A 16,197-nucleotide genomic window follows, 5' to 3' on the forward strand; every position below is an offset into this window, starting at 1 on the left:
GGAAGCAAAGCTCATGAAAAAGCTCACTACTCTGTTTGCAGCGACGGCGCTTGCCACGCTGATGGCCGGCTCTGCCTGGTCGAAGACGTTCGTCTATTGCTCGGAAGGTTCGCCTGAGGGTTTTGACCCGGGCCTGTATACCGCCGGCACGACGTTCGACGCGGCGGCACACACGGTCTACAACCGCCTGCTCGAGTTCAAGAAGGGCACGACCGAAGTCGAGCCGGGCCTTGCCGAGAGCTGGACGATTTCCGACGACGGTCTCGTATACACGTTCAAGCTGCGTCCGGGCGTCAAGTTCCAGACGACCGAGTTCTTCACGCCGACCCGCGAGCTGACCGCCGACGACGTGGTGTTCTCCTACGAGCGCCAGCTGAAGGCCGACAATCCGTGGAACAAGTACATCACCGGCGCTTCGTGGGAATACGCAGCCGGCATGGGCTTCCCGGAAGTCATCAAGTCGGTCGAAAAGGTTGACGACCTGACCGTCAAGTTCACCCTGACGCGCAAGGAAGCTCCGTTCCTCGCCAACATCGCAATGCCGTTCGCTTCGATCCTGTCGAAGGAATATGCCGACAAGCTGCAGGCTGACGGCAAGATGGAGCAGATGAACCAGATGCCGCTCGGCACCGGTCCGTTCGCCTTCGTCGCCTACCAGCAGGATGCTGTCATCCGCTACAAGGCGAACCCGGACTACTGGGGCGGCAAGCAGAAGATCGACGACCTCGTCTTCGCAATCACCACCGACGCTTCGGTTCGCTTCCAGAAGCTCCAGGCCGGCGAATGCCACCTGATGCCGTATCCGAACGCTGCCGACGTCGAAAAGATGAAGGCTGACCCGAACCTGAAGGTCATGGAACAGGCCGGCCTCAACGTCGCCTACCTCGCCTACAACACGACCCAGGCTCCGTTCGACAAGCCGGAAGTGCGCAAGGCGCTGAACAAGGCGATCAACAAGCAGGCAATCGTCGACGCCGTCTTCCAGGGCGCTGCCCAGCCGGCCGTCAACCCGATCCCGCCGACGATGTGGTCCTACAACGACAAGCTTGAAGACGACACCTACGAGCCGGAAGCAGCCAAGAAGATGCTCGAGGACGCAGGCGTCAAGGACCTGTCGATGAAGCTCTGGGCAATGCCGGTTTCGCGTCCGTACATGCTGAACGCTCGCCGCGCAGCTGAACTGATGCAGTCGGACTTCGCCAAGGTCGGCGTCAAGGTCGAGATCGTCTCTTACGAATGGGCCGAATACCTCGACAAGTCCAAGGCGAAGGATCGTGACGGTGCCGTCATCCTCGGCTGGACCGGCGACAACGGCGACCCGGACAACTTCCTCGACACGCTTCTCGGCTGCAATGCTGTCGGCGGCAACAACCGTGCGCAGTGGTGCAACCAGGAATTCGACACCCTCGTGAAGAAGGCGAAGGAAACCTCGGATATCGCCGAGCGCACCAAGCTCTACGAAGAGGCCCAGGCCGTCTTCAAGCGCGAGGCGCCGTGGGCGACGATCGACCACTCGCTCTCCGTCGTGCCGATGCGCAAGAATGTCGAGGGCTTCGTTCAGAGCCCGCTCGGCGATTTTGCCTTCGACGGCGTGGACATCACCGAGTAATTTAGTTAACTGATCCTTAAGGGGGCGTTTGCCAAGGGCAAGCGCCCCTCTTTGCATCCACTATAGCGACCCGAGTTCCTCCTGGAGCGCAAAAGGTCGCTGTGGCATTTCGACTTGCTGTATGCTTCGCCGTTAAGTGGGAAAGCATGCAGTGGTGCCAGCGGCGGGATACAATGCCGCGGCAACATGGCGCGGGGTTTAACATGTTCCGATTTCTCTTGGGGCGATTGGCTGTCCTGATACCGACCTTCGTCGGGGTCTCCATCATCGCCTTCTCCTTCATTCGCCTGCTTCCGGGCGATCCGGTGGCGCTGCTTTCGGGCGAGCGCGTCATGTCGCCGGAGCGGCATGCTGAAATTTCACATGCGCTCGGTTTCGACCGGCCGATCGTGGTCCAGTACCTCGACTATCTCTGGGGCGTGCTCCACGGGGATTTCGGTACTTCGATCGTGACCAAGAAGCCGGTCATCGACCAGTTCTTCGAGCTGTTCCCGGCGACCGTCGAGCTTTCGCTCTGCGCGATCCTGTTTGCGATCATCCTCGGCATTCCGGCCGGCGTGATTGCGGCGATCAAGCGCGGCTCGGCCATCGACCAGGCGATGATGGGCACCGCACTCGTCGGCTTCTCCATGCCGATCTTCTGGTGGGGCCTGCTGCTCATCATGCTGGTCTCCGGCATGCTGCAGTGGACGCCGGTCTCGGGCCGTATCTCGCTGATGTACTTCTTCCCGCCGGTTACCGGTTTCATGCTGATCGACTCGCTGCTGTCCGGCCAGGCCGGCGCCTTCAAGTCGGCGGTCAGCCACCTGATCCTGCCGACGATCGTGCTTGGCACCATTCCGCTTGCGGTCATCGCGCGCCAGACGCGCTCGGCGATGCTTGAAGTCCTCTCTGAAGATTACGTCCGCACGGCGCGCGCCAAGGGTCTTTCGACCTTCCGCGTCGTTGGCGTCCATGCGCTGCGCAACGCGTTGATCCCGGTGGTTACCACCATCGGTCTGCAGGTGGGCGTCATGCTCGCCGGCGCGATCCTGACGGAGACGATCTTCTCGTGGCCGGGTATCGGCAAGTGGATGGTGGATTCGGTGTCGCGTCGTGACTACGCCGTCATCCAGGGGGGCCTGCTGGTCATCGCTGCGGTGATCATGGTGGTCAATCTCATCGTCGACCTGCTCTACGGTCTGATCAATCCGCGTATCCGGCACTAAGGAGGGCGTCATGTCTCAAGCTGCTGCAACAAGCGCCGTTTCGACCGATCCGTCCCGCCGGGCGCGACTGGCCGAGTTCTGGTATTATTTCTCCGAGAACCGCGGCGCCGTCATCGGCCTCGTGTTCTTCCTGCTCCTCGTTCTGCTGGCGGTCTTTGCGCCGTGGATCGCGCCCCATGATCCGGTGGCGCAGTACCGTGATGCGGTTCTGGTTCCGCCGATCTGGCAGGAGGGCGGCCGCGCCGGCTACCTGCTCGGTACCGACGCCGTCGGCCGCGACATGCTGTCCCGTCTGATCTACGGCACGCGCTTCTCGCTGTTCGTCGGCGTCATCGTCACGACGTTGTCGCTCGTCGGCGGCATCGCGCTTGGCGTCATCGCCGGCTACTTCCGTGGCTGGGTCGATACCGTCATCATGCGCGTGATGGACATCATCCTCGCCTTCCCGTCGCTGCTGCTCGCCCTGGTGCTTGTGGCTGTTCTCGGACCGGGCCTCGTCAACGCCATGATCGCGATCGCGCTCGTCTTCCAGCCGCACTTCGTGCGCCTGACGCGCGCGGCCGTCATGAGCGAAAAGACCCGTGACTATGTCGTCGCCGCCAAGGTGGCGGGGGCCGGTCACGGCCGCCTGATGTTCAAGACGATCCTGCCCAACTGCATGGCGCCGCTGATCGTCCAGGCGACGCTCTCCTTCTCGAGCGCCATTCTCGACGCTGCAGCCCTCGGCTTCCTCGGCATGGGCGCCCAGCCGCCGACACCGGAATGGGGCACGATGCTCGCCGAAGCCCGCGAGTTCATCAGCAGCCACTGGTGGGTGGTCACGCTTCCGGGTATCGCGATCCTGATCACGGTGCTGGCAATCAACCTGATGGGGGACGGCCTGCGCGATGCTCTCGATCCCAAGCTGAAGAGGTCCTGATCATGGCGCTTCTCGAAATCGAAAACCTGGTCGTCGAATTCCAGACGGCCGCCGGTCCCTTCCGCGCCGTCAACGGCGTCTCCATGAAGGTCCACGAACGCGAGGTTTTGGCGATCGTCGGCGAGAGCGGCTCGGGCAAGTCCGTGTCGATGCTGGCCGCCATGGGACTTCTGCCCTGGACGGCGAAGGTGACGGCCGACAAGCTCACCTTCAACGGCCGCGACCTCTTGGGCATGTCGGCGAACGAGCGACGCAAGATCATCGGCAAGGACATTGCCATGATCTTCCAGGAGCCGATCGCCAGCCTCAACCCGTGCTTCACCGTGGGCTTCCAGATCGAGGAAGTGCTGCGCATCCACATGGGTCTCGACAAGGCCGGTCGCCGCAAGCGGGCGATCGAACTGTTCGAGGCGGTCGGCATTCCCGATCCGGCCGAGCGGCTCGGTCACTTCCCGCATCAGATGTCAGGCGGCCAGTGCCAGCGTGTGATGATCGCGATCGCAATCGCCTGCAACCCGAAGCTTCTGATCGCCGACGAGCCGACCACTGCGCTCGACGTGACGATCCAGAAGCAGATCCTCGACCTGCTGATGAAGCTGCAGGCCGAGCACAAGATGGGCCTGATCATGATCACGCACAACATGGGCGTGGTCGCGGAGACCGCCGACCGGGTGGTCGTTCAGTACAAGGGCCGCAAGATGGAAGAGGCCGACGTGCTGACGCTCTTCGAAAATCCGAAGAGCAACTATACGCGCGCACTTCTGGCGGCTCTGCCGGACAATGCGACCGGCGATCGTCTGCCGACGATCTCCGAACTCTTCGTCGATGAAGGAGCGGCCCAATGAGCGTGATCCTCGAAGCGCGCAACCTGGTGCGTGACTACCATATCCCCGGCGGCCTTATAAAGAAGGCAAAGACCGTTCATGCCTTGAAGGGCGTGAGCTTCAGCGTCGAACAGGGCAAGACGCTGGCGATCGTCGGCGAGAGCGGCTGCGGCAAGTCCACGCTTGGCCGCATCCTCACCTTGATCGACCCGGCGACCTCGGGCGAGCTGTTGATCGAAGGCAAGAAGATCGACATCGCCAAGGGCGACATGACGCCGGAGATGCGCCGCAAGGTGCAGATCGTCTTCCAGAACCCTTACGGCTCGCTCAACCCGCGTCAGAAGATCGGCGACATCCTGATGGAGCCGCTGGTCATCAATACCGATACGCCCGCCGACGAGCGTCGCGATCGGGCGATGACGATGTTGAAGAAGGTCGGTCTCACCGACCTGCACTTCAACCGCTACCCGCACATGTTCTCCGGTGGCCAGCGCCAGCGTATCGCCATTGCGCGCGCGCTGATGCTGAACCCGAAGCTGCTGGTGCTCGACGAGCCGGTATCGGCGCTCGACCTTTCGGTTCAGGCACAGGTCTTGAACCTGCTCGCCGATCTGCAGGACGAGCTCAAGCTGACCTACGTCTTCATCAGCCATGACCTCTCGGTCGTGCGTTACATCGCCGACGACGTCATGGTGATGTATTTCGGCGAAGCCGTCGAATATGGCAGCCGTGACGAGGTCTTCGCCGATCCGAAACACAGCTATACCAGGACGCTGTTTGCCGCGACGCCGCGTGCGGACGTGGAGAGCATCAAGGCACGATTGGCGAAGAAGAAGCAGGCGGCCTGATCCATCACCGCTGATTTTCGCCGAGGAAACAAGAGAAGCCGGGCAGCCACTGCCCGGCTTCTTTGACATCAAGACACGATGGTGTAGAGGTGTCGCGCCGCCTTCACTTCTCGCCTCTGGGCGGCGGGCAGCCGCTTTTCGGCCGGACGACCGTTCGGCCCAACCTCAGGAACACGATCATGGAAATCAAGCGTTTCGAAACCGGCCCCCGTATGAGCCAGGCCGTGGTCTACAACAACACCGTTTACCTCGCCGGCCAGGTCGGCAACGCCGGTGACGATGTCGTGACGCAGACGAAGCAGGCGCTTGCCGAAGTCGACCGTCTTCTGGCGCTCGCCGGCACCGACAAGACCCGCATCCTCTCGGCCACCATCTGGCTTGCCGACATGGCCGATTTCCCGAAGATGAACTCCGTCTGGGATGCCTGGGCTCCGCAGGGCCATACCCCCGCGCGCGCTACCGGCGAAGCCAAGCTTGCGACCCCGGAATACCTCGTCGAGGTCATCGTCGTCGCTGCCGCCTAAGCCCTGCGGTACGGGCTTTTCCGCATCACGCTTTCAGCGCCGTCGGACCTCCTGTCCGGCGGCGTTTTTCGTGGCGCCGCTTGGGTCGCGCAGGGAACCAATTGGCGAGCCCGCACGTTATCGTCCGAACCAAGAATCTGGCCAAAAAACCGGGCCAACCTTTGGGAGGACTGTCTATGCTCTATTGGCTACCACGGGTCTGTGTCCTTCTTTTCGCGGGCGTCCTGATCGCTTTCGGTCTCATTCCGGACACCGCTGCGGGTGTCGCTAACACCTTGCTCGTCATCATTCTCGGCCTCGGTCTGCTCTCGCTGACCCTGCATATCTTTCCACCGGAACGTCATTGATCGAGCGCGATCCAGGCGGCGTGCCGCAATCTGAGGCGAAGCCTGCGGCTGGGCAGTTCGATGTCCTGCCCGCAAGACCGGACGGCAGTCGCGCGTCCGTGCCTGAAGGACAGCGAGGCATGCCTGAGGGACAGCGAGGCGTGATCTTGGAAACCTTGCGGCGAGCCGGTGCTTCACACGAGTACAAGCGCGCAAGACGCATTGTCGAAGAGGAGGCGGCCGTTGCGACGGCGGCGCCGTCGACCGCGCCGCGGCGTGACGGTATCGATCTGATGGTTGCCTGGAGCATCGTCGGCCTCTTCGTCATTGCCGGGTCCGCTGCCATCTACACCATGGAGACGATCCTGCTGCCCATCACGCTCGCGATCGTTGTCGGTATCGTTCTCGGGCGCACGGCTGACGCACTGGCGCGCTATGGTTTGCCGCCGATCTTCGGCGGCCTGCTGCTGGCGATGATTTTCGTGATCGGTCTGTCCTTCCTCGTCAACGCATTGCTCGGCCCGCTGACGGCACTCGCCTCCGAAGCGCCGAAGCTTGCCGAGGGCGTCGTGGCGCGCATCATGCCCTTTGTCGACCGGTTTGAGTGGTTGCGGCTGGCGGTCGCGCGGAGCGTAGGGAACGATGCGATTGCCGATACCGTTATGAAGAACGCCGGACCGATGCTCGCTGCCACCGTCGGGGGACTGACACCGGCCCTCGTACAGACTTTGATCTTTCTCGCAGCGCTCGGTTTGTTTCTGCTTGGCCGGCTGGAACTGCGCAAAGCCATCATTCTCGCCTTTGCCGGCCGCGAGCAGCGCCTCAGCGCCATCCGCATTATGAATGCCATTGAAGATGCACTGGCGCGGTACTTCTCCATCGCCAGCCTGATCTATCTGGCACTCGGAACTGTGACGATGGTCATCGCACTCGTCGGTGGCCTCGCCATGCCGCCGCTCTGGGGCCTGTTTGCTTTTGTCTCAAGCTTCATTCCCTATCTCGGCGTGACGGTGATGACGCTGAGCCTTGTCGTCGGCGGGCTGATGACGCACGAGGTGCTGTGGCTGGCGCTGGCGCCGGCCGTGGCTTTCTTCGTCGTTCACCTGGCCATGGAAAATCTCGCCATTCCGGCCATCCTCGGCAGTGAACTCGAGGTGAATCCGTTTCTGGTGTTCATTGCGATCGTCTTCTGGACCTGGATGTGGGGCGCGGTCGGCGCCATGCTGGCGCTGCCGCTTTCTCTCATCGTCCTTGCAATCGTCGAAGAAATCCGTGAGCAGCCGCCGGAACGGCAACTGCCTGGCTGAAGGGGAAAGATCAGCGCCGAGCCGAGCGGGCGTGCTCGTCGAAGAACAACGCCTGGCTGATCAGAGCCTTCACCATGTCCGGATTGAACGGCTTGGTCACGAGGAAGGCCGGTTCCGGCCGCTTGCCAGTGAGCAGTCGCTCGGGGAAGGCGGTGATGAAGATCACCGGCACCGTCGCCTGCGTGAGGATTTCGTTGACGGCATCGATGCCCGAGCTGCCATCGGCGAGCTGGATGTCGGCGAGCACCATCCTCGGGGATGTCTTGCGATAGAGATCCAGCGCCTCCGTATGGGTGCGGGCGATGCCCGTGACCCTGTGGCCGAGGCTTGTCACCATGTCTTCGATGTCGAGCGCGATCAGCGGCTCGTCCTCGATGATCAGCACATCGGTTGCGACCTGGCGTGAGATGTCTTCCGAGGCAACCGTCAAGAGCTTCGAAAATTCGCCTTGGCTCAGACCCATGATCTCCGCCGCATCGGCGATCGAGAAGCCTTCGACCGAGACGAGCAGGAAGGCTTGGCGCGGCGCAGGCGCGATCAGCGACAGGTTCGCGGCCGCCTGTTGTTCCCAGGCAAAGGGCGAGGCGTTTTCCGTCCGATCAATCGAAATCTTCTCGAACTGCGAGCAGAATAGCTTGTAGAGGCTGATTCGATCGTTCGACGTATCCGGGAAGAGGCCGATGTCTTCGATGAGGGCTTCGAGAACGGCGGCCACATATCCGTCACCCGCGGCCTGCGAACCGGTGACGGCGCGGGCGTAGCGGCGCAGGAAGGGCAGGTGTGGCGCGATCCGGGTCGAAAGGGACATCAACGACTTCCTTAGGTGCAATACGATTCGTTTGTTTTCTGAGGATAGGGGACATCTGGCGGAATACGTGAATGGTTTTGAACACGTTTTTCGGCCTAGAGCAAATCCGGCACACTCGCCAGGCGGTCTTCTGTGCGGATGGTTGGAAAACAACGGAAAGGCCGCAAGCGGCGGTAGATGCGGAACATGGACGACGGGACCGAAAGTGGGGAAGGGCAGGGCGGAGGACCGGGTGTGGCCGCGGAAAATTCGGATGCCCACGGGCTGATCGGCGCCAGATTGAAGGCGCTCTATCAAGCGCTGGAACAGGAGCCGGTTCCTGAGCTCTTCGTCGATCTGCTTGAAAAGCTGGAGAAAGCGGAAGCGGCGGCGGCTGAGTGCGGGCCTTGAGCCTAACCCGCCTTAACGGAAGAAACGGGCCAAGGCCCGTTTCTCCATTGTTCGTGCCGATCAGCAGGCGGCCTCATAGCGGCGGCCGTAGCGGTCGCGATAGATGCAGCGGCCCGGTTCGTTGGCATTCCCGATGAGTGCACCGGCAACGCCGCCGATCGCTGCGCCCACGGCAGCACCTCTGACATTGCCCGTTGCTGCGCCGCCGACAATGGCGCCACCGGTTGCGCCGATTGCCGCACCCTTTTCTGTTTGCGTGCAGGCGGCCAGCGGGAGAATGAGGCTTGCTACGATCAGTATCTTCTTCATGACGCGTTCCTATCCGGTTGCTCTGTTGAACATAGAATCGGTTACTTGAAATTGATTTGTCGGGACTGATGACGAACAGAATGACGACAATGAGGCATCTGTCGCACCCGGTGCCGCGTCATTGGCCAGCTTTGACTTGCTCGCAATGGGCGAGCTACGTGTGGTGTGTCCTTGCCTCCCAGCATCTCCTCCATCGCTCGGCCGCAGTCGCAGCACTTGTTATCGTTGCGAAAACGACGACTGCTGCGTTTTGTTCCATAGCCGCCGGTCCGGCATAGCATCTCTCGCCGGCAGCGACGGCTGCCGGAACGGCGTCCATGCGCATCTGAAGCGCGAGGCATGGGCGCGGCGAACGCGCTACGTGGGCAAAGGTTCCAACAAAAATTAGATCTCGTCCGGTGGAACAGGAGGGCAGTCGTCCCCGTTTGCCGTTCTCAAGTTTGACGTTGGGGAGCATGCCCATGGAACACATAGCTGCCATCATGGTCCTGGTCGGCTGCATGCAGGCCACGGACGCCTGCCGCGAGGTGCCGGCGCCGACCGAGGCGTTCGAAACCGTAGACGAATGCCGCGAACTGCTTTCGCCGGCGATCAAGGCGACCGCCGGGGCCTTCAAGCACGCCTATGGTGCCTGCGCCGAGGTTGACCCGGCTCTGCTTGTCGAGGACGCGACCATCGAATGGCACGTCACTCCTGCGGGCCGCTTGCAGGTCAAGGTGCAGGTCGATGATGGCAGTTACACGGTTGCCGCGCGCCACGACAGCCATGCGAAGACCCGCAACTGAGTTCACGGGCCGCGCGTGTGGCGGCCCATCAAACCGAAAGGCAAAGCAATGAATTGGGATATCGTCGAAGGCAAATGGCATGAACTGAAAGGCAAGGTGCAGGCGCAATGGGGCAAGCTCACCAACGACGATCTCGACGTCATCGATGGTCGTCGGCAGGAGCTTGCGGGGCGTATTCAGGCCCGCTACGGGGTCGCACGCGACGAGGCGGAGCGTCAGATCGACGAGTGGATGTCACGGCGCTAGGAAAAGGGTCGACACAAGCTCGGCAACCAGAGGCGCGTAAAGTTGCAAACAGAAGAAGACAGGCGATGACATAAGAAAAACCGCCCGGCCCTGGCCGCGGCGGCTTTTCAATTGTCTTGCGGAAGCTTGGTTATTTCTTCTGTGCCATCCGTTCGCGCCGGCGAAGTTCTTCGAGAAGATGTTCGAGTTTCGCACTCTGATCTTCGCTGCTATTGACGTAAAGATCGCGCATCGTCTTACCGATGTGAAGATTGCCAGCCTGGAGATCTTTTCTCTCCCGACCCGCTGCAACCGCCGTTTTCCAGATATGTGCTATCGGCATCTTCATTTCGACCCTGCATATTCCATGGAGGAGGAACGTCAGAGTATCCCGAATGTTCCGGGCATTTCCGGTACAAACCGTCTCGATTTGGGACTCTTTTGTCTATCATGGTAAATGAATGGTTAATATCCGTGGGAATGAAGATTTTCTCAGAGCGCATTTCATAAGATATTTGGAACAAAGTGATAGTTGTGGCGTTTGCTTTGCAGTAATCCTGGCAAGGAGAATTGCTATGTTATACTATGCGCTTGTCTTCCTCGTTGTGGCAATCATAGCGGGTGTACTTGGTTTCGGTGGCGTTGCGGGTACCTCGGCGGGTATCGCGCAGGTCCTTTTCTTCCTCTTCCTCGTCTTCCTGGTGATTTCGCTGGTCGCGGGCCTGGTGCGTCGAGGCTGACGGGAGCGGTCGCAAACGCAAGGTAGTTGGACATGGGCGGCGGCAACGTCGCCCTTCTTGCATCCGCAGGTCCGCTCCGTCGGCTCGCCTTGCTTGCCCTTGCAGGCCCGCTTGGCTATTGATGCCGATACCGCCGCTTTTGCCTTGAGGATACCGAAGATCATGAAATCGCTGGAACTGCTCGTCGAGCGGATCATCCTCTCCAGCCGCTCGCTGAAGAAGAAATGACGTTGGCGCCGTGGCTCGAGCAAAGCCGCGGCTTGTCTTGATCGGAAAACGGGGCAGCTGCAAATGAAGACTGACGTAGTGGTTCTCGGCGCCGGCATCGTCGGTATCTCCACCGCCATCCATCTGGCGCGGCGCGGCAAGTCGGTGGTGCTTCTCGACCGTCGCGGCGCCGGCGAGGAAACCTCCTACGGCAATGCGGGCCTGATCCAGCGCGAGGGTGTGTTTCCCTATGGCTTCCCGCATGATTTCGGCGCGCTCTTCCGTTACGCGCTGAACAACACCATCGACGCCCACTACCACCTCCGCGCCCTGCCGGGGCTGGTGCCGTTCCTGGCGCGCTATTGGTGGCATTCGGGCTTTACCCAGCACCAGCGCATCGCCCATCTCTATGCGCCGCTGATCGAGCATTCGATCAGCGAGCACCAGGACCTGATCGCGGCGTCAGGCGCGGGCGATCTCATCCGTAAAGACGGCTGGATGAAGGTTTTCCGCACCGAGAAGCAGCGGGATGCCGCCTACAAGGAGGCGGAAAAGCTTTCGGCCGGCTTCGGCGTCAATCATCAGAAACTGTCTTCAAGCGAACTGAAGACGATCGAACCGTCGATCAAGGCTGATCTCGTCGGCGGTCTGCGCTGGAGCGATCCCTGGTCGATCCGCGACCCGCACAGTCTCAACAAGGCTTATCTCGCCTATTTCCAATCGCTGGGCGGGCGCCTCGTTTCCGGCGACGCAGCCACGACGGAACATATCCTCGAAGGTCCCGGTTGGCGCGTCGCGACACCGGAGGGCCCGCTCGAGACCCGCGAAGTCGTCGTGGCGCTCGGTCCTTGGGCCGACACGGTCACTCGCAAGCTCGGCTACCATATCCCGCTCGCGGTCAAGCGCGGCTACCACATGCACTATGGCATGCAGGAGGGCGCGCAGCTCAACAACTGGGTGCTTGATGCCGAGAAAGGCTATTTCCTGGCGCCGATGCTGCGCGGCATCCGTCTGACGACCGGCGCCGAATTCGCCTGGCGCGATGCGCCGAAGACGCCGGTACAATTGACGCGCGCCGAACGGGTGGCGCGCGAATTCTTCCCGCTTGCCGAACGCCGCGACGAAGAGCCGTGGATGGGCGCGCGCCCCTGCACGCCGGATATGATGCCCGTTATCGGCAGGGCGCCGCGCCACGAAGGCCTGTGGTTTGCCTTCGGCCATGCGCATCACGGCATGACGCTCGGGCCAGTCACCGGCCGGGCACTGGCGGAAGCGATGACCGGAGAAAAGACGGTCATCGACATCGCGCCCTACCGGCCGGAACGCTTCCTCTCTTAGGATCCGCACCCAAGACCAAATTTTCACAAGGCCGGAAGCGTCGCTTCCGGCTTACTTCGTTTCCGTAGAAGGGAAGATGCTTCAGGCGTTGGTGCCACCGTCAATGGTGAATTCGGCGCCGGTGACACTGCGGCCGTCAGGGCCCGCAAGCCAGGCGACAACGCCTGCCACATCGCTTGCCTCGTTGAAGCGGGGGATCGCCATCAGCCCGCGCTGCGGACCGGCAAGCTCGCCATCGGCGGGGTTCATGTCCGTATCCGTCGAGCCGGGATGGACGACGTTGACGGTAATCCCCCTCGGCCCGAGGTCGCGCGCCACCGCCTTGGTAAATCCGACAAGTGCGCTCTTGCTCAGCACATAGAGGCTCATGCCGGGCCAGGGAACGCGGGCGGCAAGGTTGCTGCCGATCGAGATGACGCGTCCGCCCTCGGGCATGTGCGCCGCTGCAGCACGCGTTGCAAGGAACACCGCCTTCACATTGACGTCGATCGTCCGGTCAAAGTCGTCCGCAGTCACCTCCGTCACCGTTCCGGCATCGAACACGCCGGCATTGTTGACGAGGATGTCGATGCGGCCGTGCTTCTCGGCAACCGCGCCGACAGCAGCCTCGACTGCGCCCGGATCGCGGTTGTCCGCCTGGATCGCCAGCGCCCTGCCGCCGCCCTTGGTGATCTCCGCCACCAGTGCCTCAGCCTTTGCCTTGGACTGGCTGTAGGTCACCGCGACGGTTGCGCCTTCATCCGCCAGACGTTTTGCGATCGCCGCGCCGATGCCGCGGCTACCACCCGTCACCAGAGCCACCTTGTTTTTCAAACTCGTCACTGGTTTCTCCATATCTGTAGTGATCGATACATATATAAAGGGACGACTTGCCAGTCGCTGTCAAGCGATTTATGTATTGATCGATACAGAAAGGAATTACTCCCATGTCGAGCCGCGGCCGTCCACGCAATTTTTCCCGAGAGGAGGCGCTCGCCAGCGCCATGCGGCTCTTCTGGGACAAGGGCTACGACAACACGTCGCTAACCGATCTGACCCAGGCGATGGGGCTGAAACCGCCGAGCCTCTACGCGGCCTTCGGCAGCAAGGCACAGCTCTTCATCGAGGCGGTCGATCTCTATGGCCGGACGGACGGTGCCGGCATCTGGGATGAGCTGGAAACGGCCCCAACGGCCAAGGCGGCGGTACATGACCTTCTGAGGCGCACCGCCGAGAACTTCACCCGCGGCGGCGAACCGCGCGGCTGCATGGTCGTGCTTTCGGCGCCGCAGATGGCGGGCGGGGATCCGGAGGTCTGTGACGCGTTGAAAGTGCACCGGCTTGAAAAGCAGGTCGCGCTGGAGCGGCGGTTCGAGCGCGGCATTGCGGACGGCGATCTGCCTGAGGGCACGCCGTGCGCTGCAATCGCGGCCTATGTCGCCTCGCTCCAGCATGGAATGTCGATCGAGGCGCGCGACGGCGCAACACGGGAAACCTTGATGGCGATCGCCAACTGCGCCGCCGCTGGCTGGGACGCCATGGTCGCGGCATCGATCAAGCCGAACTGAGCGGCCGAACTGAGCGCTTTTTAAGCGCCAATGGCCGGAGGGAGAGCCCTCCAGCCATGGCCGTCGGTCAACCGTTACTGTGCCGGCTGCGTCATGTTGGGCGTCGTGCCCGGCGTCGAGTTCGGGGTCGAACCCTGCGTTTCGGGCGTCGGGGTACCCTGCTGCGGCGTCGCTTCGGGCGCCGGCTGGGTCGTCGTTTCACCAGAGGGCGCCGTGGTGCTATCGGCCGGCGGAGTAACCCGACCCGTCGTGCCTGGTGTCGCGGTACCCGGTGCCGTCGTGTCCGGAGTTGCCTGACCCGTTGCCGGCTGGTCCGTAGTCGGCGGCGGTGCCGCGGTATCGGCGGTATCCCGGCTCAGTTCAGCCGGCAGCCAGGCGATCAGCGCCAACACCAGACCGGCGAGCAGGATGATGACGATCGGCCAGTTGCTGCGCCCCGACCGGGCCGGAGGCACATCGCTCATCTGCGCTTGCGTCTGCGGCAGAGGCTGCCCTGTCACCGGATCGATCACCGGCTTTTCCTTGAACTCTTCGTGCTGGTTCATTGCGTTCATCCTTTTCTTGGCGTCCTCCTGGCCTCAGGCGACTGCTCCTGAACCTTCCGGGCAGCCGTAGGCAGCGGATTTCGCGCCGTCGCGAAGCGACAAGGGCGCCCGGAGGGCGCGTGGCATAACCGTAAACGCGTGAAAATATGCAATGTTCCGGACGCTACAACCCAAGGGACGCTTGCGCGCTGCCGTCGGCTTTACATCTCCCTTCTCGGCTGCAAGAAATAGTGTGCGCACGGAGGATGGGCGGCATGACCGATACAGCGTTTGGCAAGGGCACTTTTGTCGGCCGCGTCTGGCGTCCCGATCTCGGCGGGCCGTCGCTTGTCACGATCCGCGACGGCGCTCTGTTCGACATCACCTCGAAGGCAACGCCGACGATGCGCGACCTGCTTGAGCTCCCGGATCCGGTCGCGCATGTGCGCTCCGTAGCCGGCGAGCGGCTTGCCTCGCTTGAAGAGTGTCTCGCGCGGAAAGCGGATGCATCGACCCTCCATCTCATCGCGCCCTCGGACCTGCAGGCAGTGAAGGCCTGTGGCGTCACCTTCGCGCGCTCGATGATCGAGCGCGTCATCGAGGAGAGGGCGGCGGGCGATGCGTCCCGCGCCGAAGCGATCCGCAGCCGCGTCACCGCCGTCATCGGTGACAGCCTGCGCAACCTGAAGCCCGGCTCGGCGGAAGCAGCCCGCGTCAAGGCAGCGCTCCAGGAGGAGGGCGTCTGGTCGCAATATCTGGAAGTGGGCATCGGCCCGGATGCCGAAGTCTTCACCAAGGCCCAGGTGCTCTCGGCGGTCGGCCCTGGTGCCGCTGTCGGTCTGCACCCTGCCTCGCGCTGGAACAATCCGGAGCCGGAGATCGTGCTCGCGGTCTGCTCCAGAGGCCAGGTCAAGGGCGCAACACTCGGCAACGACGTCAACCTGCGCGACATTGAGGGCCGCTCCGCGCTGCTTCTCGGCAAGGCTAAGGACAACAATGCCTCCTGCGCCATCGGCCCCTTCATTCGCCTGTTCGACGAAACCTACACGATCGACGATGTCCGCAAGGCCGAGCTCACCCTGCTTGTCGAAGGGGAGGACGGCTACCGGCTCACCGGCCGAAGCTCGATGGCGGAGATCAGCCGCGATCCGCTCGATCTCGTCGCCCAGACCATCGGTCCGCACCACCAATATCCCGATGGCGTCATGCTGTTCATGGGCACGCTCTTTGCCCCTGTCGAAGACCGCGACGAACCCGGCCAGGGTTTTACCCACAAGCTTGGCGACGTGGTGACGATTGCCAATGCCGAACTCGGCCGGCTGACCAACACCGTCAGGCTTTCGACGGAATGCGCGCCCTGGAATTTCGGTGCTGCGGCGCTGATGCGCAACCTCGCGGGACGCGGCCTGCTTTAGCGCGACCGGCCGCTTCCGTTGCCCGACCTATTCCGGTCTCGGGCGGCTATGTCATCTTCCGCATGACCCAGAGAGCGCGGCCGGGGTGGGCGATGTCGGGCACGACTTGAAGCCGCGCATCGTCCTTCAGCCGTTCTGCCTCTGCGGCGTCGAGAAACAGGATCTGCCGATCGGTTTCGTTCGCGTTTGGCGTAATCCACCAGCGCCGATCCTCGCAACAAAGACCGGCTTCCGGATTTTCCTGGATATACTCGATCGCATATTCGGCGTCCGTCTTTCTGCCAGCATCGAACATGGGCCGTCCTCCGCCTGTGATCGCTTGCAAGTGAGCTATTATGCGCCTG

21 protein-coding genes are annotated in these 16,197 nt (G+C 62.3%); 15 read left to right on the top strand and 6 right to left on the bottom strand.

What is annotated here, in order from left to right:
* The first annotated feature begins 13 nt into the window (after positions 1 to 13).
* From ACTJKE_RS00390 to ACTJKE_RS00425, 8 genes are all read left to right on the top strand, one after another.
* Complete coding sequence (locus tag ACTJKE_RS00390; protein ID WP_057250957.1) at positions 14 to 1,609, top strand: ABC transporter substrate-binding protein; 1,596 nt, start codon at positions 14 to 16, stop codon at positions 1,607 to 1,609.
* Positions 1,610 to 1,812: 203 nt separating this feature from the next.
* Entirely contained in the window at positions 1,813 to 2,817 is a 1,005-nt protein-coding gene (locus ACTJKE_RS00395; protein WP_057250955.1) for an ABC transporter permease subunit, read from the top strand.
* Between the two features lie 10 nt (positions 2,818 to 2,827).
* Positions 2,828 to 3,736 carry an ABC transporter permease subunit gene (locus ACTJKE_RS00400; protein ID WP_058325419.1) on the top strand — a complete coding sequence of 303 codons (909 nt, stop codon included), beginning with the start codon at positions 2,828 to 2,830 and terminating at the stop codon, positions 3,734 to 3,736.
* Between the two features lie 2 nt (positions 3,737 to 3,738).
* A complete protein-coding gene (locus ACTJKE_RS00405; RefSeq protein WP_082615831.1) occupies positions 3,739 to 4,581 on the top strand; it encodes an ABC transporter ATP-binding protein in 843 nt (280 codons plus the stop codon).
* Entirely contained in the window at positions 4,578 to 5,408 is an 831-nt protein-coding gene (locus ACTJKE_RS00410; RefSeq protein ID WP_057250951.1) for an ABC transporter ATP-binding protein, read from the top strand. Before ACTJKE_RS00405 ends, ACTJKE_RS00410 begins: the two co-directional genes overlap by 4 nt.
* Before the next feature lie 179 nt (positions 5,409 to 5,587).
* Entirely contained in the window at positions 5,588 to 5,932 is a 345-nt protein-coding gene (locus tag ACTJKE_RS00415; protein ID WP_057250950.1) for a RidA family protein, read from the top strand.
* A gap of 176 nt (positions 5,933 to 6,108) precedes the next feature.
* On the top strand, positions 6,109 to 6,279 hold the full coding sequence (locus tag ACTJKE_RS00420; RefSeq protein WP_093231984.1) for a hypothetical protein: 171 nt from the start codon (positions 6,109 to 6,111) through the stop codon (positions 6,277 to 6,279).
* Between the two features lie 155 nt (positions 6,280 to 6,434).
* The gene (locus tag ACTJKE_RS00425) at positions 6,435 to 7,565 is read left to right on the top strand and encodes an AI-2E family transporter (RefSeq protein ID WP_373419808.1); all 1,131 of its coding nucleotides are present in this window, start codon (positions 6,435 to 6,437) and stop codon (positions 7,563 to 7,565) included.
* 10 nt (positions 7,566 to 7,575) lie between these two features.
* Here the strand turns inward: ACTJKE_RS00425 and ACTJKE_RS00430 are convergent, their stop codons facing one another.
* Complete coding sequence (locus tag ACTJKE_RS00430) at positions 7,576 to 8,373, bottom strand: response regulator (RefSeq protein WP_057250945.1); 798 nt, start codon at positions 8,371 to 8,373, stop codon at positions 7,576 to 7,578.
* Positions 8,374 to 8,559: 186 nt separating this feature from the next.
* Between ACTJKE_RS00430 and ACTJKE_RS00435 the strand changes: the two genes are divergently transcribed.
* Complete coding sequence (locus ACTJKE_RS00435) at positions 8,560 to 8,763, top strand: NepR family anti-sigma factor (RefSeq protein WP_058325604.1); 204 nt, start codon at positions 8,560 to 8,562, stop codon at positions 8,761 to 8,763.
* Between the two features lie 60 nt (positions 8,764 to 8,823).
* On the opposite strand, the gene ACTJKE_RS00440 is transcribed toward ACTJKE_RS00435, so the two are convergent.
* Positions 8,824 to 9,072 (bottom strand): glycine zipper domain-containing protein, encoded by a 249-nt coding sequence (locus tag ACTJKE_RS00440; protein WP_034800856.1) that lies wholly within the window; start codon positions 9,070 to 9,072, stop codon positions 8,824 to 8,826.
* Positions 9,073 to 9,533: 461 nt separating this feature from the next.
* Between ACTJKE_RS00440 and ACTJKE_RS00445 the strand changes: the two genes are divergently transcribed.
* Positions 9,534 to 9,857 (top strand): hypothetical protein, encoded by a 324-nt coding sequence (locus ACTJKE_RS00445; RefSeq protein WP_057250943.1) that lies wholly within the window; start codon positions 9,534 to 9,536, stop codon positions 9,855 to 9,857.
* A 48-nt stretch (positions 9,858 to 9,905) separates the two neighbouring features.
* Entirely contained in the window at positions 9,906 to 10,103 is a 198-nt protein-coding gene (locus ACTJKE_RS00450) for a CsbD family protein (RefSeq protein WP_057250941.1), read from the top strand.
* A gap of 130 nt (positions 10,104 to 10,233) precedes the next feature.
* Here ACTJKE_RS00450 and ACTJKE_RS00455 read toward each other — a convergent pair whose 3' ends face one another.
* On the bottom strand, positions 10,234 to 10,431 hold the full coding sequence (locus tag ACTJKE_RS00455) for a hypothetical protein (protein ID WP_057250939.1): 198 nt from the start codon (positions 10,429 to 10,431) through the stop codon (positions 10,234 to 10,236).
* Positions 10,432 to 10,657: 226 nt separating this feature from the next.
* Between ACTJKE_RS00455 and ACTJKE_RS00460 the strand changes: the two genes are divergently transcribed.
* Together ACTJKE_RS00460 and ACTJKE_RS00465 are read left to right on the top strand one after the other, a co-directional pair.
* Entirely contained in the window at positions 10,658 to 10,822 is a 165-nt protein-coding gene (locus tag ACTJKE_RS00460) for a DUF1328 domain-containing protein (protein ID WP_065372751.1), read from the top strand.
* A 291-nt stretch (positions 10,823 to 11,113) separates the two neighbouring features.
* A complete protein-coding gene (locus ACTJKE_RS00465) occupies positions 11,114 to 12,367 on the top strand; it encodes an NAD(P)/FAD-dependent oxidoreductase (RefSeq protein ID WP_058325420.1) in 1,254 nt (417 codons plus the stop codon).
* An 81-nt stretch (positions 12,368 to 12,448) separates the two neighbouring features.
* Here ACTJKE_RS00465 and ACTJKE_RS00470 read toward each other — a convergent pair whose 3' ends face one another.
* Complete coding sequence (locus ACTJKE_RS00470) at positions 12,449 to 13,201, bottom strand: 3-oxoacyl-ACP reductase family protein (protein ID WP_058325421.1); 753 nt, start codon at positions 13,199 to 13,201, stop codon at positions 12,449 to 12,451.
* A gap of 92 nt (positions 13,202 to 13,293) precedes the next feature.
* Between ACTJKE_RS00470 and ACTJKE_RS00475 the strand changes: the two genes are divergently transcribed.
* On the top strand, positions 13,294 to 13,914 hold the full coding sequence (locus ACTJKE_RS00475; protein ID WP_058325422.1) for a TetR/AcrR family transcriptional regulator: 621 nt from the start codon (positions 13,294 to 13,296) through the stop codon (positions 13,912 to 13,914).
* A 74-nt stretch (positions 13,915 to 13,988) separates the two neighbouring features.
* On the opposite strand, the gene ACTJKE_RS00480 is transcribed toward ACTJKE_RS00475, so the two are convergent.
* Positions 13,989 to 14,459 carry a hypothetical protein gene (locus ACTJKE_RS00480; protein WP_082663374.1) on the bottom strand — a complete coding sequence of 157 codons (471 nt, stop codon included), beginning with the start codon at positions 14,457 to 14,459 and terminating at the stop codon, positions 13,989 to 13,991.
* A gap of 254 nt (positions 14,460 to 14,713) precedes the next feature.
* Between ACTJKE_RS00480 and ACTJKE_RS00485 the strand changes: the two genes are divergently transcribed.
* A complete protein-coding gene (locus ACTJKE_RS00485) occupies positions 14,714 to 15,853 on the top strand; it encodes a fumarylacetoacetate hydrolase family protein (protein ID WP_058325424.1) in 1,140 nt (379 codons plus the stop codon).
* A 46-nt stretch (positions 15,854 to 15,899) separates the two neighbouring features.
* Here the strand turns inward: ACTJKE_RS00485 and ACTJKE_RS00490 are convergent, their stop codons facing one another.
* On the bottom strand, positions 15,900 to 16,148 hold the full coding sequence (locus ACTJKE_RS00490) for a hypothetical protein (RefSeq protein WP_057250937.1): 249 nt from the start codon (positions 16,146 to 16,148) through the stop codon (positions 15,900 to 15,902).
* Between the last annotated feature and the right edge of the window lie 49 nt (positions 16,149 to 16,197).

It is taken from the genome of Ensifer sp. 22521, assembly GCF_052044795.1.
In the GTDB taxonomy this organism is placed as follows: domain Bacteria; phylum Pseudomonadota; class Alphaproteobacteria; order Rhizobiales; family Rhizobiaceae; genus Ensifer.

Bases quoted from the DNA above. Each gene is read 5' to 3' on its own strand.
- ACTJKE_RS00390 (WP_057250957.1), top strand. From the start codon at position 14: ATGAAAAAGCTCACTACTCTGTTTGCAGCGACGGCGCTTGCCACGCTG.
- ACTJKE_RS00395 (WP_057250955.1), top strand. From the start codon at position 1,813: ATGTTCCGATTTCTCTTGGGGCGATTGGCTGTCCTGATACCGACCTTC.
- ACTJKE_RS00400 (WP_058325419.1), top strand. From the start codon at position 2,828: ATGTCTCAAGCTGCTGCAACAAGCGCCGTTTCGACCGATCCGTCCCGC.
- ACTJKE_RS00405 (WP_082615831.1), top strand. From the start codon at position 3,739: ATGGCGCTTCTCGAAATCGAAAACCTGGTCGTCGAATTCCAGACGGCC.
- ACTJKE_RS00410 (WP_057250951.1), top strand. From the start codon at position 4,578: ATGAGCGTGATCCTCGAAGCGCGCAACCTGGTGCGTGACTACCATATC.
- ACTJKE_RS00415 (WP_057250950.1), top strand. From the start codon at position 5,588: ATGGAAATCAAGCGTTTCGAAACCGGCCCCCGTATGAGCCAGGCCGTG.
- ACTJKE_RS00420 (WP_093231984.1), top strand. From the start codon at position 6,109: ATGCTCTATTGGCTACCACGGGTCTGTGTCCTTCTTTTCGCGGGCGTC.
- ACTJKE_RS00430 (WP_057250945.1), bottom strand. From the start codon at position 8,373: ATGTCCCTTTCGACCCGGATCGCGCCACACCTGCCCTTCCTGCGCCGC.
- ACTJKE_RS00435 (WP_058325604.1), top strand. From the start codon at position 8,560: ATGGACGACGGGACCGAAAGTGGGGAAGGGCAGGGCGGAGGACCGGGT.
- ACTJKE_RS00440 (WP_034800856.1), bottom strand. From the start codon at position 9,072: ATGAAGAAGATACTGATCGTAGCAAGCCTCATTCTCCCGCTGGCCGCC.
- ACTJKE_RS00445 (WP_057250943.1), top strand. From the start codon at position 9,534: ATGGAACACATAGCTGCCATCATGGTCCTGGTCGGCTGCATGCAGGCC.
- ACTJKE_RS00450 (WP_057250941.1), top strand. From the start codon at position 9,906: ATGAATTGGGATATCGTCGAAGGCAAATGGCATGAACTGAAAGGCAAG.
- ACTJKE_RS00455 (WP_057250939.1), bottom strand. From the start codon at position 10,431: ATGAAGATGCCGATAGCACATATCTGGAAAACGGCGGTTGCAGCGGGT.
- ACTJKE_RS00460 (WP_065372751.1), top strand. From the start codon at position 10,658: ATGTTATACTATGCGCTTGTCTTCCTCGTTGTGGCAATCATAGCGGGT.
- ACTJKE_RS00465 (WP_058325420.1), top strand. From the start codon at position 11,114: ATGAAGACTGACGTAGTGGTTCTCGGCGCCGGCATCGTCGGTATCTCC.
- ACTJKE_RS00470 (WP_058325421.1), bottom strand. From the start codon at position 13,201: ATGGAGAAACCAGTGACGAGTTTGAAAAACAAGGTGGCTCTGGTGACG.
- ACTJKE_RS00475 (WP_058325422.1), top strand. From the start codon at position 13,294: ATGTCGAGCCGCGGCCGTCCACGCAATTTTTCCCGAGAGGAGGCGCTC.
- ACTJKE_RS00480 (WP_082663374.1), bottom strand. From the start codon at position 14,459: ATGAACCAGCACGAAGAGTTCAAGGAAAAGCCGGTGATCGATCCGGTG.
- ACTJKE_RS00485 (WP_058325424.1), top strand. From the start codon at position 14,714: ATGACCGATACAGCGTTTGGCAAGGGCACTTTTGTCGGCCGCGTCTGG.
- ACTJKE_RS00490 (WP_057250937.1), bottom strand. From the start codon at position 16,148: ATGTTCGATGCTGGCAGAAAGACGGACGCCGAATATGCGATCGAGTAT.